General features: G+C 72.0%; 17 protein-coding genes. 9 read left to right on the top strand and 8 right to left on the bottom strand.

Annotated elements, in window-relative coordinates; all coding sequences use genetic code 11:
• Nucleotides 1-222 precede the first annotated feature (222 nt).
• Both JHN45_RS33535 and JHN45_RS33530 read right to left on the bottom strand, forming a co-directional pair.
• Entirely contained in the window at nucleotides 223-2,613 is a 2,391-nt protein-coding gene (locus JHN45_RS33535) for a DUF5682 family protein (RefSeq protein ID WP_307783268.1), read from the bottom strand.
• Between the two features lie 66 nt (nucleotides 2,614-2,679).
• Nucleotides 2,680-3,819, bottom strand: a complete 1,140-nt coding sequence (locus JHN45_RS33530) for an AAA family ATPase (protein WP_201052816.1) — start codon at nucleotides 3,817-3,819, stop codon at nucleotides 2,680-2,682.
• 156 nt (nucleotides 3,820-3,975) lie between these two features.
• Here JHN45_RS33530 and JHN45_RS33525 point away from each other — a divergent pair, with 156 nt between their 5' ends.
• Together JHN45_RS33525 and JHN45_RS33520 are read left to right on the top strand one after the other, a co-directional pair.
• Nucleotides 3,976-5,328: an SWIM zinc finger family protein gene (locus JHN45_RS33525; protein ID WP_200714158.1), complete on the top strand. Its 1,353-nt coding sequence runs from the start codon at nucleotides 3,976-3,978 to the stop codon at nucleotides 5,326-5,328.
• A gap of 67 nt (nucleotides 5,329-5,395) precedes the next feature.
• The gene (locus JHN45_RS33520) at nucleotides 5,396-7,000 is read left to right on the top strand and encodes a DUF5691 domain-containing protein (protein ID WP_201052811.1); all 1,605 of its coding nucleotides are present in this window, start codon (nucleotides 5,396-5,398) and stop codon (nucleotides 6,998-7,000) included.
• 52 nt (nucleotides 7,001-7,052) lie between these two features.
• On the opposite strand, the gene JHN45_RS33515 is transcribed toward JHN45_RS33520, so the two are convergent.
• Entirely contained in the window at nucleotides 7,053-7,469 is a 417-nt protein-coding gene (locus tag JHN45_RS33515; protein ID WP_019066802.1) for a cobalamin B12-binding domain-containing protein, read from the bottom strand.
• Nucleotides 7,470-7,870: 401 nt separating this feature from the next.
• Here JHN45_RS33515 and JHN45_RS33510 point away from each other — a divergent pair, with 401 nt between their 5' ends.
• Nucleotides 7,871-8,737, top strand: a complete 867-nt coding sequence (locus tag JHN45_RS33510; protein ID WP_200714160.1) for a triacylglycerol lipase — start codon at nucleotides 7,871-7,873, stop codon at nucleotides 8,735-8,737.
• Between the two features lie 30 nt (nucleotides 8,738-8,767).
• Here the strand turns inward: JHN45_RS33510 and JHN45_RS33505 are convergent, their stop codons facing one another.
• Entirely contained in the window at nucleotides 8,768-8,971 is a 204-nt protein-coding gene (locus tag JHN45_RS33505) for a hypothetical protein (protein WP_201052809.1), read from the bottom strand.
• A 331-nt stretch (nucleotides 8,972-9,302) separates the two neighbouring features.
• On the opposite strand from JHN45_RS33505, the gene JHN45_RS33500 reads away from it, so the two are divergent.
• Nucleotides 9,303-10,835: a M23 family metallopeptidase gene (locus tag JHN45_RS33500; RefSeq protein WP_201052818.1), complete on the top strand. Its 1,533-nt coding sequence runs from the start codon at nucleotides 9,303-9,305 to the stop codon at nucleotides 10,833-10,835.
• 12 nt (nucleotides 10,836-10,847) lie between these two features.
• On the opposite strand, the gene pcrA is transcribed toward JHN45_RS33500, so the two are convergent.
• Nucleotides 10,848-13,352 carry a DNA helicase PcrA gene (gene pcrA / locus JHN45_RS33495; protein WP_201052807.1) on the bottom strand — a complete coding sequence of 835 codons (2,505 nt, stop codon included), beginning with the start codon at nucleotides 13,350-13,352 and terminating at the stop codon, nucleotides 10,848-10,850.
• Between the two features lie 232 nt (nucleotides 13,353-13,584).
• Between pcrA and JHN45_RS33490 the strand changes: the two genes are divergently transcribed.
• Entirely contained in the window at nucleotides 13,585-14,394 is an 810-nt protein-coding gene (locus JHN45_RS33490; protein WP_236584390.1) for a C40 family peptidase, read from the top strand.
• A gap of 125 nt (nucleotides 14,395-14,519) precedes the next feature.
• Nucleotides 14,520-15,509, top strand: a complete 990-nt coding sequence (locus JHN45_RS33485; RefSeq protein WP_201052798.1) for a tellurite resistance/C4-dicarboxylate transporter family protein — start codon at nucleotides 14,520-14,522, stop codon at nucleotides 15,507-15,509.
• Here the strand turns inward: JHN45_RS33485 and JHN45_RS33480 are convergent.
• Complete coding sequence (locus JHN45_RS33480) at nucleotides 15,487-15,840, bottom strand: hypothetical protein (RefSeq protein ID WP_200714165.1); 354 nt, start codon at nucleotides 15,838-15,840, stop codon at nucleotides 15,487-15,489. The two genes, JHN45_RS33485 and JHN45_RS33480, sit on opposite strands and share 23 nt — an antisense overlap.
• 414 nt (nucleotides 15,841-16,254) lie before the next feature.
• On the opposite strand from JHN45_RS33480, the gene JHN45_RS33475 reads away from it, so the two are divergent.
• Entirely contained in the window at nucleotides 16,255-17,331 is a 1,077-nt protein-coding gene (locus tag JHN45_RS33475; protein WP_201052796.1) for a C40 family peptidase, read from the top strand.
• Between the two features lie 56 nt (nucleotides 17,332-17,387).
• Here the strand turns inward: JHN45_RS33475 and JHN45_RS33470 are convergent, their stop codons facing one another.
• Nucleotides 17,388-18,107 carry a response regulator transcription factor gene (locus tag JHN45_RS33470; protein ID WP_201052794.1) on the bottom strand — a complete coding sequence of 240 codons (720 nt, stop codon included), beginning with the start codon at nucleotides 18,105-18,107 and terminating at the stop codon, nucleotides 17,388-17,390.
• Nucleotides 18,104-19,396 carry an ATP-binding protein gene (locus JHN45_RS33465; RefSeq protein ID WP_201052792.1) on the bottom strand — a complete coding sequence of 431 codons (1,293 nt, stop codon included), beginning with the start codon at nucleotides 19,394-19,396 and terminating at the stop codon, nucleotides 18,104-18,106. Before JHN45_RS33465 ends, JHN45_RS33470 begins: the two co-directional genes overlap by 4 nt.
• 221 nt (nucleotides 19,397-19,617) lie before the next feature.
• Here JHN45_RS33465 and JHN45_RS33460 point away from each other — a divergent pair, with 221 nt between their 5' ends.
• Complete coding sequence (locus JHN45_RS33460; RefSeq protein ID WP_201052790.1) at nucleotides 19,618-21,054, top strand: PspC domain-containing protein; 1,437 nt, start codon at nucleotides 19,618-19,620, stop codon at nucleotides 21,052-21,054.
• Nucleotides 21,041-21,283: a hypothetical protein gene (locus tag JHN45_RS33455; protein WP_201052789.1), complete on the top strand. Its 243-nt coding sequence runs from the start codon at nucleotides 21,041-21,043 to the stop codon at nucleotides 21,281-21,283. Before JHN45_RS33460 ends, JHN45_RS33455 begins: the two co-directional genes overlap by 14 nt.
• The last annotated feature ends 2 nt before the right edge of the window (nucleotides 21,284-21,285 follow it).

The raw sequence follows: 21,285 nt of genomic DNA, 5'->3' as shown, positions 1-21,285 counted from the left end.
CCCGCCCCCGCCGACTCGCCCACCGCCGACCCCGTCGCACCGGTCGCCGTCATCCGCGCACCCCGTCCCGCAGCCCTTCCCACAACGGGACGACCCGCACGGCAGTCGCGGGACGATCCTCGGTCCGACAGCCGGCACCCGCCGCCGTCCGCCGCCCGGCACCCGAGGCCTGAGCCCGCTCCCCCGGCCTCCTCGTGCCCTGCCTACCGCTGCTCGCCGTCATCATCCCGCCACCCCCACAAGCTCGTTGTCGCTGTTCCCCGCCAAGTCGTCCAGCCCCAGCATCAGTCGCAGCACCGGCACCACCGCGTCCGCCCGCCCGGCGTCCAGCTCCGCGCCGAACCCGGATATCCCGACCGCCGTCGCCACCGCTCCCGTCTGCTTCCCGGGCCCGCGCCGCACCAGCTCGCCGAGCGTTCTGCGCACCCCCGGCTCGTACGCCGAGAACGTGCGCCGCAGCAGCGGCAGTACGTCCGTGAACGCCTCCGCCGGCACCCCGGTCAGCCATGCGTCCACCAGCCCGAGCAGTCGCTCGTCGTGCACGAGGAGCAGCCCGCCCCCGCCGCCGACGAAGCCCTCGATCCACGCCGCCGCGTCCGCCGGCGGTGTCCCGGGCGAGAGCACCAGCCCCATCAGCCGGGCCGCCTCGTCCGGCCCCAACTCCCCACCGTCCAGCAGAAGTCGTACGGCACGTCCCCGGATGACGCCCGGCACGGTGTCCCGCGCGGAGAGCGTCCGAAGCACCGCACGCCAGCGGCCACTCAGGTCCGAGGTCTCACCGCCGGCATCCCCCAGCAGTCCCACCGCCCCGTGCACCGCGTCCACATGGCGTCGCATCTCCTCGGCCGCGTCCGCGTCGAGGGCCGTGCAGGCCGGGGGCAGGCCGACGAAGATCCGCTCGGCCAGGCCCGCGGCGACCTCCGTCAGCGCGCCGGTGTCGGTGCCGCGTACGTCGCCGTAGCGCAGTGAACGGACCAGGGCGGGCAGCGCCTGGGCGAGGTGGCCGACGTCCGTGTCGAGGGCGGCGCGGTCCGCGAGGATCCGCATCACCACGGGGAGCGTGTCCGGCAGTTCGGCCAGCAGGCAGTGCTCGGCGAGGGCGGTGACGTCGGCGAGGCTCTGCGCCCCGATCGCGTCGGCCTCCGCCTTCGCGGTCGCCGCGGCGAGCACCGTGGTGCCCCAAACGCCCGCCTCGGCGACCCGCACCGCCAACTCCGGTTCCCAGCGCAGCCGCCACGTCTCCCGGAACGTACCCGTGCTGCCCCGCGAGGCGATCGGCTCGCCCCACTCGACCGCCAGCAGTCGCAGGCGGTGCAGCAGTCTGCTGCGCGCGGCGTCGGTCTCCTTGCGCAGGTCGAGCTCCAACTCCCGCTCCAGCGCCTCCGGTTTGAGCCGCAGTCTGCGCTGCTGCCGGTCGAGGTCGCGCTGCAACGGCACGGCGGGGGCGCCCGGCGGCACCTCGCCCAGCACATCCCCGACGACGAGCCGGTCGCGCACCAGGGACAGCGGGACGTCCGAGCCCTCGCACATCACCGCGCGGATCGCGTCGGTGGTCTCGCCGAGCCCCGCCAGTGGACGGCCCCGCATCACCGCGAGGGTCTCCGCCAGCCGTACCGCCTCGATGACATGGGCCGGGGAGACGATCCGGTCCTCCTCCCGCAGCAGCCCCGCGACCTTGGTCATCCAGCGCTCGACGGGCCGGTCCGGCGCGGCGAACAGATGGCCGTACCAGCCCGGCGAGTCGATGCCCGCGCCGTACCCGCCGGCCCGGGACAGGCGGCGGTGTGTCCAGGGCACCCAGGTCAGCTCGGCCTTGACCTTGGGCAGCCCCTTCAGCAGCGCGCGGTCCGCTGCGACAGCCGTCCGCTGCCGTAGCGCGGGCACATGCCAAGCCCCGCACACCACGGCTACGTCGTCCTCGAACTCCCGCTGTGCCGCGCGCACTTGGAGTCGCATGTACGCCTCGCGCACCAGGTCCCGGTCGTGCCCGCCGGCCCCGTACGTCTCGCGGAGCGCCCCCATGGCCTCCTCCAGCGCGGTGAACGGCGCGAACGGGTCCCGCTCCCCCGCACCCCGGTGCTCGACGACGTCCTCCCACCAGCGCTCGGGGTCGTCGTACCCCGCGGTCTCGGCGAGCACGGCGAGGGGATCGACGCGGATGTCGGGGCCGGAGGGTGTGTCTGGGTCGGAGGGCGTATCGGGGGCAGTCGGGTCCGGCTGCCGCTTCTCTCCCGTGGGCTCGCCCTCGGTGTCCGGTGTTTCCGAGGTGTCCTTCTCTTCCCTCCCCCACGCCAGTGTGTGCGTGGCCGGAAGGTCGATGAAGCGGGCCGGTACCCCGTGTTCCAGGGCCCAGCGGATCGCGACCCATTCCGGGGAGAACTCGGCCAGCGGCCAGAAGGCCGAACGGCCGGGCTCGTCGACGGCGTGGGCGAGGAGCGCGACCGGTGGCCGCATGTCCTCGTCGGCGGCCAGCGGAATCAGCGGGTCGGCCTCGGGCGGCCCCTCGATCAGTACGACCCGCGGCCAGGCGGCCGCCAGTGCCGCCCGCACGGCCCGCGCCGAACCGGGCCCGTGATGCCGCACTCCGAGCAACAGCGGCTCAGTTCCGGTCACTTCGTCCCCCTCCTCTCCGGGTCCAGCTCCAAGTGGAGTCCTCGTCGACGGTCCCCCTGGCCGCGCTCACGCGCTCACCTCGCGGCAGGCCCGGTAGAAGTCCTTCCAGCCGTCGCGCTCCCGGACGACCGCCTCCAGGTACTCCTGCCAGATGACCCGGTCGGCCGCCGGGTCTCGGACGACGGCGCCGAGGATGCCCGCGGCGACATCGCTCGGCCGCAGCAGTCCGTCGCCGAAGTGGGCTGCCAGGGCCAGTCCGTTGGTGACGACGGAGATCGCCTCGGCCGTCGAGAGCGTGCCGCTGGGCGACTTCAGCTTCGTCCGCCCGTCCGCCGTGATCCCGTCGCGCAGCTCACGGAAGACGGTCACCACCCGGCGGATCTCGTCGACCCCTTCGGGGACCGCCGGCAGGTCGAGCGAGCGGCCGATCTGGTCGACGCGGCGGGCGACGATGTCGACCTCGGCGTCCGCGCTCTCCGGCAACGGCAGCACCACCGTGTTGAAACGGCGGCGCAGGGCGCTGGAGAGGTCGTTGACACCGCGGTCGCGGTCGTTCGCCGTGGCGATCAGGTTGAAGCCGCGGACGGCCTGCACCTCCCCGCCCAACTCCGGTATGGGCAGCGTCTTCTCCGACAGGATCGTGATCAGCGAGTCCTGTACGTCGGCGGGGATCCGGGTCAGTTCCTCGACCCGTGCCGTCATCCCCTCCGCCATGGCCCGCATGACGGGGCTGGGCACCAGGGCGTCGCGGCTCGGGCCGTTGGCGAGCAGCTGTGCGTAGTTCCAGCCGTAGCGGATCGCCTCCTCCGGTGTGCCGGCCGTGCCCTGCACGAGCAGCGTCGAGTCGCCGCTGACGGCGGCGGCCAGGTGCTCGGACACCCAGGTCTTGGCGGTGCCGGGCACGCCGAGCAGGAGCAGGGCGCGGTCGGTGGCGAGTGTGGTGACGGCGACCTCGACGATGCGGCGCGGGCCGACATACTTCGGTGTGATCACCGTGCCGTCCGGCAGGATGCCGCCGAGGAGGTAGGTGGCGACCGCCCACGGCGACATCTTCCAGCGGACCGGGCGCGGCCGGTCGTCCTGTGCGGCGAGCGCGGCGAGCTCGTCGGCGAAGGCGTCCTCGGCGTGCGGACGCAGTGCCTCCGGCCGCTCGGCCGTCTGCTTCTCACACGCCTGCGCGTTCATGGATTCTGCGGACACAGTCATGGCTGAGGCCCCCTCCAGCTCGGCCGGTTCGGATCTGGTGTCCACCGTGCACCACGCCACTGACAACGCGATCTGACCTGCGGAAACGCGCTGGCGGAGGCATCCGCCGAACCGCTCGCGGCCCGATTGTCAGTGCCGGGATCTACCTTCGATGTCATGACTCAGCAGGGGGTGCGCTGGACGGCTGACCAGGTGCTGGCACTGGCGCCTGACGCAGCGTCACGCAAAGCGGGAAGCAAGCTCGGGGCGGCGGGGCCGTGGTCCGAGGCGGGGAGTTCCGACGAGGGGACGGTGTGGGGGCTGTGCAAGGGCAGCGGCAGCAAGCCGTATCAGACGGTCGTCGACATCGCGGACGCCGCGGGGCCGGCGTACAAGTGCAGTTGTCCGAGCCGCAAGTTCCCGTGCAAACACGCGCTGGGACTGCTGCTGTTGTGGGCGGGCGAGGACGGCGCGGTGCCGGCGGGGCAGGCGCCGGACTGGGCCGAGCAGTGGCTGGCGGGGCGGCGGAAGCGGACGGAGGAGAAACGGGCGGCGGACGCGTCCGGTTCCCCGGCCGCCGCTGATCCGGAGGCGGCCCGGCGCAGGGCGGAGCGGCGGGCCGAGCGGATCACCGCGGGCGCGGGCGAGTTGGAGCAGCGGCTGACGGACCTGCTGCGCACCGGGCTGGCCTCGGCGGAGCAGGCGGGGTACGGGCTGTGGGAGGAGACCGCGGCCCGCATGGTCGACGCGCAGGCTCCCGGACTGGCCGCGCGGGCACGGGAGTTGGGGGCGATACCGTCCTCGGGACCGGGCTGGCCGGTGCGGCTGCTGGCGGAGTGCGCGCTGCTCCACCTCCTCGACCAGGCCTGGTTGCGCCGCGAGCTGCTGCCAGACGGTCTGGCGGCGACGGTCCGTTCCCGTATCGGCCTGCCCGGTTCGGCGGACGGTCCGCCGCTGCGGGACAGTTGGCTGGTCCTCGCCCAGTACGACACGGCGGACGCGAAACTGACGACGCGCCGCATATGGCTGCACGGCACGGCGTCGGACCGCACGAGCCTGCTCCTCTCGTACGGCGCGGCGGGCCGTGCCCCGGAACTCGCGCTGCCGGTCGGGCTGGCCCTGGAGGCGGAGGTCTCGGCGTTCCCCGGTGCCGGGCAGCTGCGGGCGGCCCTGGGCGAGCAGTTCGCGCCGCCCGGTCCTACGACGGCACGGCCGCGAGGTGTGACGACGGCACAGGCCGCCGTCCGCTACGGGGAGGCGCTGCGGGACGACCCGTGGCTGGACGCGGTCCCGGTGACCCTGGACCGGGTGGTGCCGACCCCGGACGGCGACTCCTGGCAACTGGCGGACGCCGACACGGAGTTGGCGCTTCCTCTCACTCCCGCCGCCCGTTCCCGGCCCGGACTGTGGCGGCTCGTCGCGCTCTCCGGCGGCGCCCCGGTCAAGGTCTTCGGCGAACTGGGCCACCGGGGCTTCACGCCGCTGACGGCCTGGCCGGAGACGGCGGGAGAGCCGGTGTCCCTGTGCTGAGCGCATCCACCAACTCACCGGTGTCGCCGTGCTGAGCGCACCCACCAACTCGACGGAAAGGCACCGCATGAACAGCACCTCCGCCGCGGGCGACTGGGAGGAACTCGTCACCACGGCGCTGCTCGGCACGGACCGCCGTACGCCTGCGTGGTGTGCGCCGGGCCAGGACGCGCCCGTGACGCTGCTGGACGCGGCGGCCGTGGAGACCGTACGACGGCGGGCCGGGCTCCGTCCGGCGCGGGCGGCCGAACGGCCGGAGCCGGCCGTGCCCGACACGCGTCCGGCGCTGCCCGTGGCGGCGGCCCGCAGGCTGGTGATGCTGCTGACCGACCGTCCGGGCACGGGCGGTGGGGGACGGCGGGGCAGCTCGCCCGATCTCATGGAGTTGCTGCCCCAGTGGCTGGCGGCGGCCAACGCGCGCGGTTTCGGTGCGCCCGTCCAGGTGCTGCCCGCGCTGCTGGACGCGGCCCGGGGGCGTACTGATCTGCGGCCGGCGGCGCTGGAGTTCGCGGGCCCGCGCGCGTTGTGGCTGGCCCGGCTGAACCCGGACTGGCGGTTCGCCCTGCGCGCCACCCCGGGCGGCGGCACAGCCCTGCCAGATCTCGACGACCCGGGCCAGGTCCAACAGCTTTGGCAGGAAGGGCTGTTCGCCGAGCGGGTCTCCCTGCTCGCGGCGATACGCGCACAACAGCCTGCGGTCGGACGGGAGTTGCTCGTCACCACGTGGGCGACGGAGCGGGCGGAGGACCGGCTGATGTTCCTCGACTCGCTGCGGACGGGGCTCACGGCCGAGGACGAACCCTTCCTGGAACAGGCGTTGGCCGACCGGAGCCGCAACGTACGGGCCACGGCCGCGGAGTTGCTGTCGGCGCTCCCGGACTCGGCGCTCGCCGCGCGGATGGCGGTCCGGGCCACGGCCTGCGTGGCCGTCGACCGCACGAGCGGGGAACCCGGACTGGTCGTGGAGGCGCCGCACGAGTGCGACCCGGGCATGGAGCGGGACGGTGTGGTCGCCAAGGCTCCGGCCGGGCGCGGTGAACGGTCGTGGTGGCTGGGCCAGTTGGTGGAGGCGACACCGCTCGGGACCTGGGAGCGACGACTGGGCGGCCGTACGCCCCGGGAGATCGTGGCGCTCGCGGTGGCGGACGACTGGCGGGGCGAGCTGCACGCGGCGTGGTGCCGGGCGGCCGTACGGCAGCGGAACGCGGAGTGGTCCCGGGCGTTGCTCGGGTCGCCGTCGGCGCCCGAGGCGGGCGGGCCGGGGGCGGTGTCGCTGGCCGAGCGCGCCAAGCTGCTGAGCACGCTCGGCGGGGGCGAACGGGCCGAGTGGGTGGCCGGGTTCATCGCGGCGCAGGGCCTGTCCGAGGCGTTTCAGCTGCTCGGGGTGTGCGCGGTGCCGTGGGCCGCGCCGCTGGGGCGGGCCGTGGTGGACGCGCTCAACATCGCGCGGGACGCGGGGAGTTACCCATGGAGCTTCAGTGGGGTGATGGGACTGGCCGAGCGGTGCCTCGACCCGGCCGAGGCGAGCCGGCTCGACGGGTTGCTGGCGGTGCCGGACGAGTCGGAGGACGCGGCACCGGGAGCGGGGGGCTATTGGGCGGAGGCGTTTCAGCGGTTGGTGACGACGTTGCGGTTGCGGGGCGCGATGGCGGCGGAGTTGGAGGCGCCGTAGATCGGATGATCACCGGCATCGCAGAGTGAAGCCCCTGGCCTTACGCCCCGCCTTACGCCCCGGCCGGTTGCCGCACGTTCTCCCGTACCCAGTCGACGATGGACTGCGTGGTCGCCCCGGGGGTGAAGATCTCCGCGACGCCCTTCTCCTTGAGGGGGGCGATGTCCGCCTCGGGGATGATCCCGCCGCCGAACACGAGGATGTCCTCCGCCTCGCGCTGCTTCAGCAGGTCGATCACCGCGGCGAAGAGCGTGTTGTGGGCGCCGGAGAGGATGGAGAGGCCGATCGCGTCGGCGTCCTCCTGGATCGCGGTGTCCACGATCTGCTCGGGGGTCTGGTGGAGGCCGGTGTAGATGACCTCCATACCGGCGTCGCGCAGCGCCCGCGCGATCACCTTGGCCCCGCGGTCGTGGCCGTCGAGCCCCGGCTTGGCCACCACCACGCGGATCGGACCGGCTGCCACACCCATCACTGCCTCCATGAAGCGACTGCGTTCATCCCTACCGACGGGTACCGCGGCACCCGCTCCGGCGCGGGGAGTGAACGAACGTTATCTCCAGCATCCCGCAACCGGCAGTTTCGCGGTGGATACCGAGGGGGAAATCACACGATGGGACACGTTCACCGCGCAGCGTTCCAGCGGGAACAAGCGCAACGGGAGCCGCAACGAGGTCGCCGCACCACCGCGCCGCAGGCCGCGCGCCGTGGTGGTGCGGCGCATCGGCGCAGGCACGAAGGGCACGCAGGGCAGGTGCGCCACGCCCGCCCCGCGCGTACCCCTCGCGCTCCGTCGGTGGTCCTCGCGGTGGCCTCCCACGAGGGCACACGGGGGACGGAGCTGTCGATCCGTGTGCCGACAGGAGGTCGGCCATGAAGGTCACCAGGGCGGTGCAGCCCCTTCTCCCCCTCTGTCAGCGCCTTCTGCCCAGCAGGCTGGCGGGGCTCTCCATGACCCTCCTGAAAGCGACGGCCCTGGAGATCGCGATCCTCGCGGGCCACCTTCTCCTCTATCCGTCCGGCATCACCCAGGAACGCAGGCTGCCGCTTCCTCCGGCCCCCTCCCCGGAGGACGCGGCACCCCTGCCGACCGAGGCGAAGCCCCCGGTGGTGCTGTTGCACGGGTTCATCGACAACCGCTCGGTGTTCGTGCTGCTGCGCCGGGCTCTGGCCCAGCACGGCCGCCGGCCGGTCGAATCGCTCAACTACTCGCCGCTGACCTGCGACATCCGTACCGCGGCCGAGCTGCTCGGCCGGCACATCGAGGAGATCTGCGAGCGCACGGGCAGTGAGCAGGTGGACATCGTCGGGCACAGCTTGGGCGGGCTGATCGCGCGCTACTACGTGCAGCGGCTCGGCGGTGACCTGCGGGTCCGCACGCTGGTGACGCTCGGGACCCCGCACTCCGGCACCGCCGTGGTCCCGCTGGCCAACGCCCATCCGATCGTCCGCCAGATGCGCCCCGGCTCGGCGGTGATCGAGGAACTGGGCCTGCCCGCCCCCGGCTGCCGTACGCATTTCGTCAGTTTCTGGAGCGACCTCGACCACCTGATGGAGCCACTGGAGACCGCCCGTATCGACCACCCGGACCTGATCGCAGAGAACGTGCAGGTCAGCGGCATCGGCCATCTAGCGCTCCCCGTACACCCGGCCGTCGCGTCGGGCATCCGCCAGGCTCTCGACACGCCACGCACGCAGGCACCGGCCGCCACTCGCCGGGGCGGCCTGACGGTGGCCTGACCGACGCCGCGATTCAACGGCGCGCGACTCCTACTGGTAGCAGGGAGACCCGCACCGCACACTGACGGTGCCCGCCGCCCCGGCCGGGAGCACCGCCGCGCCCTGTGCCGGCGTGGGCCGGTGGGCGCGGCTGATGTCCCACGGCGCGGGGGCGGCCGATGCCGCAGGCCCCACGAGGCCGACCGTCGCCGCGGCCAGCACGACAGCGATCCCCGCCCGTTTCCACACCCTCATGACGTTCTCCCCACGCCGAATGCCGTCGACCGCAGTCAACGCGCCCGGCCTCCGGCACGGGAAGCATTTCCATGCTCTTCGAAGCGTGCGCACAGGTCGCCTACAGCGCCCGAACAGCCTCCGACCTCGAACGTCATTCGAACGCAAGGCCAAACCCGTGCCCGCCGTCCCCCGAAACACGGCCGAATGCCCGTTTCCGGCGGACGCGAAACCTGAGGAAGATTGTCGGGCCCGCGTACTGCCGGGTACAGTCGCCGCACTGCTCTGCCAGCCCCTGTTGTCGAGGCGAAAGAGAAGGAAGTTGGTGAACGACCGTCACCCGTCGGGGATCATGACCACCCCGGCTCCGGCTTCCGATGCCACCTCGGCGCAGTACGCGTCGTACGGCGGACAGGACGCTCAGTACGGTGACTTCACCACGTACGGCGACCACTCCGCCACGGGTTTTCACCCCGGCGCGGACAGCGGCCAGGCCACCGCGAGCTTCGCGACCGACCCGCTCTTCGGCGACATGCAGAGCCACGACACCGTCTCGCACGCCACCGGCGCCTACGACTCCTCGGCCTGGTCCACGGGCGGTCAACACACCCTGAACTACGACCCGTACGCGGCCCAGCACCACGCCGCCTACAACGACACGGGCGCGTACGAGACCACCGCCTGGGCGGCCGACTACCAGCAGCTGTCCGCGATCCCGCCGCAGGCCACCGGCCACGACCACAGCGGTCAGTGGGATGCCAACGCCTGGCTCCAGCCCGACCAGTCGGCCCATTCCGCCGCCCCCGCCGACCAGACCCAGCAATGGGTATGGGGCACGCAGGCCTTCGACACGGGCGCCTACGACGCCACGCAGTGGAACGCCGACGGCAGCCCCGCCGACGCGACCACCACCTTCGAGCAGGCGTCGTACGACATGACGCACGAGGGCGCGTACGACGGGACACACGGGGACTCGTACGACGAACCCGCCCCGGAAGACGGCGAGTTGACCGCCACCGGTGAGCTGCCCGCCCTCGACGAGGCCGAGCAGGACCGGGACGGATCCGAGGCGCAGCCCGAACTCCTCGAGGACCAGGAGGAGTTCACCCCGGCCCCGGCGACCGCCTCGCGGGCCGCGGGCCGCAACGGGAGCCGTTCGCGGCGCCGTACGCCTCCGAAGCGGTCCGCGCTGATGACGATCGCCGTGCCGTCCGCGTGTGTGATGGGGGTGGCGGGGATCGCCGCCGCGTCCGTCGGCACCCTGACCGGCGGCAGCGACACGACGGCCTCCGCCTCCGACGCGACCACGGTGAAGCCGTCCGTCGCGAACAACAAGCTCGACGCACAGATCAAGAGCCTGTCGGCCGGTGCCGACGACTTCGCCGACCGGGCCAGCCGTACGCAGGAACGCATCGACCTCAAGGCCCAGCAGGAGGCCGAGAAGAAGAAGGCGGCGGCGGAGGCGGCCCGCAAGGAGCGGCTGCGCCCCAAGTACGTGCTGCCGGTGACGCAGAGGGGCCTCAGCGCCTACTTCGGCCAGGCCGGCGTCAACTGGATGTCCGTGCACACCGGCATCGACTTCCCCGTCTCGTACGGCACGACGGTGATGGCCGCGACCGACGGCGTCGTCAGCACGAAGTGGAACAGCGCGTACGGCAACATGCTGATCCTCACGGAGAAGGACGGCACGCAGACCTGGTACTGCCACCTCTCCAGCTACCGCGTCCCTTCGGGGACCACGGTGAAGGCCGGCGACCCGATCGCGTACTCCGGGAACTCCGGGAACTCGACCGGCCCGCACCTGCACTTCGAGGTGCGCCCGGCGGGCGGAGCGGCGATCGACCCGCTCCCGTGGCTTCGCAGCCACGGGCTCGACCCGACGTAACTCCCGCTCCCCCTACAGCTTTTCCACCGGCGCGTACCGCAGCAGCAGCCGCTTCGGCTTGGCCTCTCCGAAGTCGACCGTCGCCTCCGCGTTCGCCCCCGTGCCGTTCACACCGACGACCGTGCCGAGGCCGAACTGGTCATGGGTGACCCGGTCGCCGACCGCCAGGGACACGACCGGCTTCTCCGAGGCCCTGCGCGTGGCGAAGCCCGACGCGCCCGAGGCCGACGAACGCGAACGGGTCGAGGACAGCGAGGCCGCGATGCCCGAGGCCGGACCCGTGGACGGCGGGGCCGCCATGGCGCCGGTCCGCTTCCACTCCACGTGTGCCGCCGGGATCTCCTCCAGGAAGCGGGAGGGCGGGTTGTACGACGGCTGTCCCCACGCGCTGCGCAGCGAGGACCGGGTCAGGTATAGACGTTCCCGCGCGCGCGTGATGCCGACGTAGGCGAGGCGGCGCTCCTCCTCCAGCTCCTTGGTCTGGCCGAGGGCGCGCATGTGCGGGAAGACGCCGTCCTCCATGCCGGTGAGGAAGACGACCGGGAACTCGAGTCCCTTGGCGGTGTGGAGAGTCATGAGGGTGATGACTCCGGAGCCGTCCTCGTCCTCGTCGGGGATCTGGTCCGAGTCGGCGACCAGCGCCACCCGCTCCAGGAAGGCCGCGAGCCCGACGGGCGTCTCGCTCTCGCCGTCCCCCGCACTGTTCTCCTGCTCGAACTCCAGCGCCACGGCGGCGAGTTCCTGGAGGTTCTCGATGCGGGTCTCGTCCTGCGGGTCGGTGGAGGCCTGCAACTCGGCGAGATAGCCGGTGCGTTCGAGGATGGCCTCCAGGACCGTCGCCGGTCCGGCGCCGGACTCGACGATCGTACGGAGGTCCTCCATCAGCGTGTTGAACTTCTTGACCGCGTTCGTCGACCGCGCGGCCATGCCGTAGGCCTCGTCGACGCGCTTCAACGCCTGCGGGAAGCTGATCTTCTCGCGCTGCGAGAGGGCGTCGATCATCGCCTCGGCGCGCTCGCCGATGCCGCGCTTGGGGACGTTGAGGATGCGGCGCAGCGGGACCGTGTCCTCCGGGTTGGCCAGGACGCGGAGGTAGGCCAGGACGTCCCGGACCTCCTTGCGCTCGTAGAAGCGGACGCCGCCGACGACCTTGTAGGGCAGGCCGACGCGGATGAAGATCTCCTCGAAGACACGGGACTGGGCGTTCGTCCGGTAGAAGACGGCGACATCGCCCGCCTTCGCGTCGCCCGCGTCGGTGAGACGGTCTATCTCCTCGGCGACGAACTGCGCCTCGTCGTGCTCGGTGTCGGCGACATAGCCGGTGATCTGCGCGCCCGCGCCCGCGTTGGTCCACAGGTTCTTGGGGCGGCGGGACTCGTTGCGCTCGATGACCGCGTTGGCGGCGGAGAGGATCGTCTGGGTGGAGCGGTAGTTCTGCTCCAGGAGGATCGTCGTCGCGTTCGGGTAGTCCTCCTCGAACTGGAGGATGTTGCGGATCGTCGCGCCCCGGAAGGCGTAGATCGACTGGTCGGCGTCGCCCACGACGCACAACTCGGCGGGCGGCAGGTCGTGTTCGCTCGGCGGTACGTCCTCGTCGTGCTGGGCGGCGCTGCCGACGAGTTCCCGTACGAGCGCGTACTGCGCGTGGTTGGTGTCCTGGTACTCGTCGACCATGACGTGCCGGAAGCGGCGGCGGTAGTGCTCGGCGACGTCCGGGAAGGCGCGCAGCAGGTTGACCGTCGTCATGATCAGGTCGTCGAAGTCGAGGGCGTTGGCCTCGCGCAGCCGCGACTGGTACATGGCGTAGGCCTGGGCGAGGGTCTTCTCGAAGCCGTCGACGGCCTGGGCGGCGAAGTCCTCCTCGTCGATCAGCTCGTTCTTCAGGTTGCTGATCTTGGCGCTGAAGGACTTCGGCGGGAACTTCTTCGGGTCCAGGTCCAGGTCGCGGCAGACCAGTGCCATCAGGCGCTTGGAGTCGGCGGCGTCGTAGATCGAGAACGAGGAGGTGAAGCCGAGCTTCTTCGACTCGCGGCGCAGGATGCGCACGCACGCGCTGTGGAAGGTCATCACCCACATCGCGTTGGCGCGCGGGCCGACGAGCTGCTCGACGCGCTCCTTCATCTCGCCCGCGGCCTTGTTGGTGAAGGTGATCGCGAGGATCTGGCCCGGGTGCACATGGCGCTCGCCGAGGAGGTGGGCGATGCGGTGGGTGAGCACACGGGTCTTGCCGGAGCCCGCGCCGGCCACGATGAGCAGCGGGGTGCCGGAGTGGACGACGGCCGCGCGCTGGTTCTCGTTCAGCCCGTCCAGGAGGGCTGCCGGGTCCACCGCCGGGCGCGGGGCGCCGTCCCGGTAGTAGGCGTCTCTGCTCGCGGGCACGTCGAACTTCCCGCCGAACAGGTCGTCCGGAACCGGCTCCGGTCCGTGCTCGTCCTCGGGCGGTGGCGGGGGCTCTTCATCGTGGGCCCGAGGGGCCTTGAGATCCGCCAGGAAGCTGTCGTCAAAGAGGCTGCTCATCGCCCTCCGAGTTTAGGGCGCCCCACTGACAACCGGCCGCCACCCCGAGAACTGGGGAAAAATCACGGACCAGAACCGGTCGATAGCGATCAGCGACGGCCAGACCCACTCATGACCGAGTTCACACAAACGTATCAGGCATATCAGCCATCGACCTTCACACAAGCCACACAAGTTGGTTAGCGTGCGATCAAGCTCCATGGCCCCACCGACCTCGGAAGGAGTCGCCTCCTTGGCGTCGTCGCACCGCAAGCCGCGTTCCGCGGGCTCGCGCATCGCAGGCATATGGACCCCCGCCGACGACGGCGGCGACCGGAGCCCCGGAGAGGTCGAGCAGAAGATCGACGACCTCTACCGCCGGGCGGATTCGGCGACCGAGAGGCGCAGCGCGCCCAAGCGAACCCAGAAATTCAACTCCGTGCGGGGAAAGCCCAGTTCGTTCACCGCCACCCCGCACGACCACTACGACCAGGCCCAGTTGATGAGCCGACTGGCCGCCCGCCGCAAGGCCGCGGCCGACGCGCACGTCACGGAGCGGTCCACGACGACGGAGAGCCTCCAGAGCACCGGCGGGACGCGGAGCGACCCGAGGACGGCCAAGGTCGCCGTCCAGAAGAAGCTCTCCACCGCACGCGCGCTGTTGTCGCGGTCGGCCGCGCGCCAGCAGCGCCAAGAGGCGGCAGCGGCACTCGCACGGCAGGCCGTCGCCTTCGCCCGCGCCCAGGTCGGCAAACCGTACGTCGTGGGTGCCGCGGGCCCCGGCTCGTACGACTGCTCGGGCCTCGCCCAGGCCGCCTGGAAGGCCGCCGGAGTCACCCTCCCGCGCGGGACCACCGGCCAGGCGAACGCGGGCACGACGGTCCCCCTGGCCGACGCGCAACCCGGTGACCTGGTCTTCTTCCACGACGACGTCAGCCACGTCGGTGTCTACGCGGGCGACGGCATGATGATCCACGCCCCGAAGCCCGGCGCCTACGTCCGCGAGGAGTCGGTCCACTACGGGGACGCGTCGGTCATCCACCGCGTGGTGCGGCCGGCCTGAGCGGAATCCGTGGGCACGCACGCGTGCGGCTGTTTTTGACGGCCACGCACGCGTGCAGGTGTTTTTGAGCTCCACGCGCGCGTGGCCCCCTGCCTGCACCGGGACGGCTCCCTAGCATCGAAACCATGTCCGGTACCGGTACCTCCCGTTTCCGCGCCTGGTGGGCGCAGCGTCCGCCGGCGGCCGGGGCCGTCGTCATGGCGACCGGCATCGTCTCGGTCGGCCTGCATCTCACCGGGTACGAGGTGCTGTCCCGTATCGCCTTCGCGCTGGCCTGCGCCTTCTGGCTGGGACTGGCCGCGGACTTCGCCGTACGGCTGCTGCGGGACCGGCGGAGGTGGCTCACGGAGGCGGGGACGCCCGGTGCGCTGACCGCAGTCGCCGCGACCGCCGTACTCGGCACCCGGTTCTCCATCGCGGGCCGGCAGACCGTGGCCGAGGCGCTGCTCGCACTGGCGGTGGTGCTGTGGCCGGGGCTGCTCGTACGGGTCCTGGGGAACTGGCGGGGGCGGATGCCCGGGACGGTGTTCCTCGGCTGTGTGGCCACCCAGTCGCTGGCCGTGCTGGGGGCCACGATCGCCGGGGCCGAGTCGGTGGCCTGGCTCGCGCACACGGCCCTGGTGCTGTTCTGGTTCGGGCTGGTCCTCTACGGGTTCGCGCTGGCCCGTTTCGAGTGGCGGCAGGTGATCATCGGAGCCGGCGACCACTGGATCGTGGGCGGCGCCCTGGCTGTGTCGGCACTGGCCGGGTCGAAGCTGATCGCCGCCGACAGCGCCCGCCTGTACCTGTGGAACTCCGACGACCGGGGCGTCCTGCGAGCGGTGACCGTGGCGCTGCTGGTGCTCGATGTGGCCTGGTGCGTGGTGCTGCTGGCCGCCGAGATCGCCTGGCCCCGGTTGCGCTACGACGTGCGCCGCTGGTCGACGGTGTTCCCGCTCGGGATGACGGCGGCGACCACGCTGTCCGTGGGCAGCGCCGTGGACGACCCGTGGCTCAGGACGCCCGGGCAGGTGGTGCTGTGGATCGCGGTGGCGGCCTGGCTCGTGGTGGCCGCGGGGACGGTCCGGTTCTATCGCGCCGGCACGTCCGGGGTCACGTCCACAGGACCGCGATGAAGATGTTGACCATGGTGAGGCCGCCGACCAGCGCGAACTGGTTCCTGTCGACGGTCTCCTCGTCCCGCTTCACATAGACGAGCCCGAGGATCACGACCAGCAGCGCGAGCTTGATGCCGATCTTGATGTTGTTGACGTGCTGATCGTCGGCCTGGTTGAGGCCGACCAGGATCGCGCCGGTGACCAGCATGGTCAGCGCGCCGTGCAGCATGCCGGGGACGAAGCGGGCCGTGCCCTGGCCCATCGCCTTCATCTGGGTGAGGAAACCGCCGAGCAGCGCGGCGATGCCGATGATGTGCAGGCCGACGAAGAGATGGATGAGTACGTCCATGGTTCCGGAGCCTATGCAGGGGTCCGGGACCGGCCGACACCGGGCTGCCCTGCCACCCACATGACCTTGCATATATGCGGCCCATAGCACCGCGTCACCACCCGCCGCGCCGGAACCGCCGCATCGGTCAGCGCGCCGCGCGAAGGCGGTGGCCCCGGACCGGAATCACAGTCACTTGACGTCAAAAGACGATCACCTCACATCATTTCCGTACATGCGTTACCGGGCCGTCATCTTCAGGTTTAGCGTCCTCCACCAGGTGACCGGCTCCCCACCGCCGCCCGGACCAGGGGCGGCCGTCGGACACCACCGCCGAGAAGGTCCGGCGGCGGCCTGCTCCCCCTGTGCGGGCCGCCGCCGGACGCGCAAACCGCCCGCTCCCCCGGCGGTCGTACGAAAGGACGTGCAGTCCACGTGGCAGCGCACCGCAAGCCCCGACAGCGCTCGCTCAGCGGCCATACGGCCCGCACCGCCGCCACGATCGCCCTCGCGGGCGCGGCGACGGCGACCGGCTTCGACGGGACCTCGCAGGCCGAGCCACAGCTGACACCGACACAGGTCAAGGCCAAGGTGGACAAGCTGTACCAGGAGGCGGAGGTGGCCACCGAGAAGTACGACGGCGCGAAGGAGAAGGCAGACGCGGCCGAGAAGCAGCTGAACACCCTGCGGGACGAGGCGGCGCGCAAGACGGAGAAGCTCAACTCGGCACGGGACGCGCTGGGTTACGTGGCCGCCGCCCAGTACCGCAGCGGCGGCATCGACCCCGCGGTGCAGCTCATGCTCTCGAACGACCCCGAACAGTATCTGGACGGCGCCGAGTTCGCCGACCGTGCGGGCCACCGGCAGACGGCCGCCGTCGCTCTCGTACGGCAACAGCTGCGGGAGATCGAGCAGTTGCGCGGCGCCGCGCACATCGAGCTGACCTCCCTGAAGTCGCGGCAGGCAGAGCTCGGCCGGCAGAAGAAGACCATCAACGGGAAACTGGACCAGGCGCGACGGCTGCTGTCCGCACTGCCTCCGCAGCAGCGGACCCAGGTCGAGCAGACCGCGGGCACCTCGGGGCGCGCCTCACGGTCGGCGACCACGGCACGGGACGGGCTGCACGCGCCCGGCTCCTCGGCCGCCACGGCCGACGCCCCCAACTCCCGTGCGGCGGCGGCCGTTTCCTACGCCTACCAGAAGCTCGGCAGCCCGTATGTCTGGGGCGCGACCGGCCCCAACGCCTTCGACTGCTCGGGCCTCGTCCAGGCCGCCTACAACTCCGCCGGAGTCTCGCTGCCCCGCACGACCTACGCCCAGATCAACGCCGGCCAGCGGGTCTCCCGGGACGAACTGCGCCCCGGCGACCTGGTGTTCTTCTACTCGGGCATCAGCCACGTCGGCATCTACGTCGGCGACGGCCAGATGATCCACGCCCCGAACCCGACCGCTCCAGTGCGGCTGGCGCCGATCGACCAGATGCCGTTCGCCGGGGCGACACGGGTCGTGTGACGGCCCCGCCGACCCCAGCCCCGCCCGACGCTCCCCCAGGTGAACTCCCTTACGGGTCACACCAGTCGGCGGGCCGTCGCCCAGCGGGTCAGCTCGTGCCGGTTCGACAGCTGGAGCTTGCGCAGCACCGCCGAGACATGGGACTCGACCGTCTTCACCGAGATGAACAGCTGCTTGGCGATCTCCTTGTAGGCGTAACCGCGGGCGATCAGGCGCAGAACCTCGCGCTCGCGCTGGGTGAGGCGGTCGAGATCCTCGTCGACCGGCGGGGCGTCGGTCGACGCGAAGGCGTCGAGGACGAAGCCGGCCAGCCGCGGGGAGAAGACCGCGTCGCCCTCCTGGACCCGGAAGACGGAGTTGACGAGGTCCGTGCCGGTGATCGTCTTGGTGACGTAGCCGCGCGCACCGCCGCGGATCACCCCGATCACGTCCTCCGCCGCGTCCGACACGGACAGCGCGAGGAAGCGGACGGGCTGCTCGGCGTCGCTCATCAACGGGGCGCAGCGGCGCAGGACTTCGACCCCGCCGCCGCCCGGCAGGTGGACGTCGAGGAGGACCACCTCGGGGCGGGTCGCGGTGATGACCGTGACCGCCTGGTCGACGTCCGCGGCCTCGCCGACCACCTCGACACCGGTCTCCTCGGTGCGGCCGATCTCCGCCTGGACCCCCGTACGGAACATGCGGTGGTCGTCGACGAGGACCACGCGCACGTGCCGCCCGCCCGCGCTCCCGCCGGTCGGCTCCACAGGCTCGTTCGTCTCGGTCGCGTCGCTCATGACGTCTTCTCCGCCCTCTCCATCTCCAACTCGACCTCGGTACCGCCGTCGGGCACCGCGCGCAGCCGTGCCGTGCCGCCGTGTCGCTCCATACGGCCGATGATCGATTCTCTGACGCCCATGCGGTCGGCGGGTATCGAGTCGAGGTCGAAGCCCGGTCCGCGGTCACGGACGGACACGAAGACCTTCTTCCCCTCCACCTCGGCGTAGACCTGCACGGCGCCGCCCTCGCCACCGTACTTGGCCGCGTTCACCATCGCCTCGCGCGCGGCCTGCATCTGGGCACCGATTCTCTCGTCGAGCGGGCAGTCCCCGACGATGACGACCTCGAGGGGGACGCCGTGCTTGTCCTCGACCTCGGCCGCGCTGCGCCGCACCGCCTCGGCGAGGGTGTCGGGTTCGTCGGCCTCGTCCTTGCCGGTGCCCTCCGGTTTGTAGAGCCAGGCGCGCAGGTCGCGCTCCTGGGCGCGGGCCAGTCGGCGCACCTCGGCCGGGCTCTCCGCGTTGCGCTGGATCAGGGTCAGGGTGTGCAGCACGGAGTCGTGGACATGGGCGGCGACCTCGGCGCGCTCCTGGGCGCGGATGCGCATCAGGCGCTCCTCGGAGAGATCCTGGGTCATCCGCACGAGGTACGGGCCGGCGAGCAGGGTGATGCCGACGAGGACCGCGAGGGCGGCCTGGAGCACCGAACCGAGGTGGGCGGCGGAGCCCTGCAGCACGAAGATCGCGGTGGCGCCGGCGGTGACCAGCAGGACGCCGCCGCCCGCGCGCAGCAGGCTGAGCGTACGGCGACGGCCGCCGACCTCGGCCCAGCGGGCGCGGCGGGCGTTGTCCGCCTGGCGCCAGACGAGGGCGACGCCCGCGCCGACGAGGACGACCGGGAAGAGATAGGCCTTGGCGCCGTCGCCCAGATTCACATTGCCGACGAAGACCAGCGCCACGACGACCATGAGGAGCAGGGCGACGATCTGGCCCTTGTCCGGCTTGCGGGCGACGAGTCTGCGGCGGCCGTCCGGCGAGGTCTCGGTGGAGACGAGTGACGGGGGTCGCTGGCCGGCGACGCCGCCGATGCCGAGCGGCACGAAGAACCAGAACGAGGCGTACAGCAGCGCGCCGAGTCCGTCCGCGAGGAACAGGCCCACGAACACCAGCCGCACCCAGATCACCGGCAGGCCGAGGTGCCCGGCGAGCCCCCGCGCCACTCCGCCGAGCCAGCGTCCGTCGCTGCTGCGGTAGAGCTTGCGCGGTGGCCGCGGGTCCTCGACTGGCACTGCTGCGGCTTCCGGCATGCCACCGATGTTCACACGCCCCGCCGCCGGGAGCATCAGGGTCGGCCCCGGAGACTCCCCTGATCTTCGGAATCGGCGTGGCTCAGGGGCCTTTCGCGGTGTCGGGCGCGGTGTCGGGGTCGGGGTCGAACACTCCCCCGGTCGCTGTCAGGGCGGATTTCAGGGTTCGGCCAGGGTCGTCCCGACTGCCATCGGCGCCTCGCGGCGGGCAGCATGGACGCATGACAGATCACGAGCACGCCGCGACGGGTCCGGGACCCGGCTCCGGCCCCGGCCCGGCAGCGGGCGGCGGGCCGCAGGACGCCGTGCCCGCAGCGGGTGCCGCGTCGCCGCCGGGTGCCGCGTCGCCGGGTGCCGCGCCCGGCGACACCCTCACGGCCGCGCCTCCGCACCGGTTCCGGCGGGACCGGCGGTCCAAGGTGCTCGCGGGGGTGTGCGCGGGGCTCGGGCGGCAGTGCGACATGGACCCGGTGATCTTCCGCATCACCCTCGCCGTGCTCTCGGCGACGGGCGGCATCGGCCTCATCTTCTACGGCTTCGCCTGGCTCTTCGTCCCGTACGACGACGAGGAGGAGAACGAGGTCCGCAAGCTCTTCACCGGCCGCGTCGACGGCCAGGCCCTGGCTGCCGTGCTGTTCGCGCTGGTCGGCTGCGGCGTGTTCCTGTCGATGCTGAGCAACGCCAGTGTGCTCACCTTCGCCGTCGTCCTCTCCCTCCTTCTGGCGGGCGCGGGGTACTGGTCGCAGCAGCGCGGCGCCCCCGACCCCGACCCGCTGGCCGCGCAGGCCGTCGCCGACGCCCCGCCGGAGGCCCAGGCACCGCCGGTGCCCGCCTCCTATCCCTCCTGGTGGCGCGACCCGATCGTCAAGGACGGCACCCACGTCGGTGGCACCGGCTATCTCTGGGGCCCCGGCGACTCCCGCACCCGCGACATCACGGACGCGGTCCACATCAGCCTCGGCCCTTCCTACCCGCACTGGCCCCAGGATCTGCGGCCGCCGCGCCCGCCGGCTCCGAAGCCGCGCGGTCCGCGCTGGATCGGCGGCTGGGTCTTCCTGCTCGCGCTGTTCGCCGGTGCCCTCGGCACCGCCGCGCGGTGGGACGACCAGGCGCTCGGCACCAGCCTGCAGACGGGCCTGGCCTGCGCGCTCGTCGTCTTCGGACTGGGGATCGCGTTCAGCGCGTTCGCCGGGCGTACGGGGGCGGGCTCGGTGTTCCTCGCGATCGTCACGGCCGGCCTGCTCGCCGCCTCCGCGGCCCTGCCCAAGGACCTCACCACCCACTGGGAACGCCTCACGTGGCAGCCCGCGGCGGTGGCCCAGGTGCAGCCGAAGTACGACCTGGGGAACGGCGTGGGCACCCTCGACCTGACCCGGCTGCGGCTGACGAAGGGGCAGACGGTGACGACGTACGCCACCGTGGGCATCGGGCAGTTGAAGGTGATCGTGCCGTCGGACGTGACGGTGAAACTGAGCGTGGACGTGGGCGTCGGGGACATCCAGTTGCCCGGTGACGACAAGAAGGACGTGGACGTGGAACCGGGCAAGCACAAGCAGCTCACTCTGACCCCGGCGACGGGCGTCAAGAGCACCGGCACGCTGGACCTGGATCTCCGGGTCGACGTCGGACAGGCGGAGGTCAGCCGTGCTGCGTCATGAGTTCCAGCCCGGGAAGCTGGTCATCGGTCTCTTCCTCGTCGCCGCGGGCGTGGCCTACGCGGGGGACGCGGGCGGGCTGTGGGTGACAGAGTGGTTCGCGGTGATCCCCCTGGTCGTGGCCGGCCTGGTGCTGGCCGGTGTGGTGGCGGGCATCAACGGGGCGGTCCGCAGACGACGCAGGGTCGGCCGTAGGAGCACGGCCGACCCTGGTCCTGAGATATCCGGCTGACG

This window comes from Streptomyces sp. MBT53, assembly GCF_016654115.1.
In the GTDB taxonomy this organism is placed as follows: domain Bacteria; phylum Actinomycetota; class Actinomycetes; order Streptomycetales; family Streptomycetaceae; genus Streptomyces.
This window is presented reverse-complemented; position numbering and strand designations above follow the sequence as displayed.

Coding starts and splice junctions, on each gene's coding strand:
- JHN45_RS33530 (WP_201052816.1), bottom strand. CDS start 3,819: ATGACTGTGTCCGCAGAATCCATGAACGCGCAGGCGTGTGAGAAGCAG.
- JHN45_RS33525 (WP_200714158.1), top strand. CDS start 3,976: ATGACTCAGCAGGGGGTGCGCTGGACGGCTGACCAGGTGCTGGCACTG.
- JHN45_RS33520 (WP_201052811.1), top strand. CDS start 5,396: ATGAACAGCACCTCCGCCGCGGGCGACTGGGAGGAACTCGTCACCACG.
- JHN45_RS33515 (WP_019066802.1), bottom strand. CDS start 7,469: ATGGGTGTGGCAGCCGGTCCGATCCGCGTGGTGGTGGCCAAGCCGGGG.
- JHN45_RS33510 (WP_200714160.1), top strand. CDS start 7,871: ATGAAGGTCACCAGGGCGGTGCAGCCCCTTCTCCCCCTCTGTCAGCGC.
- JHN45_RS33505 (WP_201052809.1), bottom strand. CDS start 8,971: ATGAGGGTGTGGAAACGGGCGGGGATCGCTGTCGTGCTGGCCGCGGCG.
- JHN45_RS33500 (WP_201052818.1), top strand. CDS start 9,303: ATGACCACCCCGGCTCCGGCTTCCGATGCCACCTCGGCGCAGTACGCG.
- pcrA (WP_201052807.1), bottom strand. CDS start 13,352: ATGAGCAGCCTCTTTGACGACAGCTTCCTGGCGGATCTCAAGGCCCCT.
- JHN45_RS33485 (WP_201052798.1), top strand. CDS start 14,520: ATGTCCGGTACCGGTACCTCCCGTTTCCGCGCCTGGTGGGCGCAGCGT.
- JHN45_RS33480 (WP_200714165.1), bottom strand. CDS start 15,840: ATGGACGTACTCATCCATCTCTTCGTCGGCCTGCACATCATCGGCATC.
- JHN45_RS33470 (WP_201052794.1), bottom strand. CDS start 18,107: ATGAGCGACGCGACCGAGACGAACGAGCCTGTGGAGCCGACCGGCGGG.
- JHN45_RS33465 (WP_201052792.1), bottom strand. CDS start 19,396: ATGCCGGAAGCCGCAGCAGTGCCAGTCGAGGACCCGCGGCCACCGCGC.
- JHN45_RS33460 (WP_201052790.1), top strand. CDS start 19,618: ATGACAGATCACGAGCACGCCGCGACGGGTCCGGGACCCGGCTCCGGC.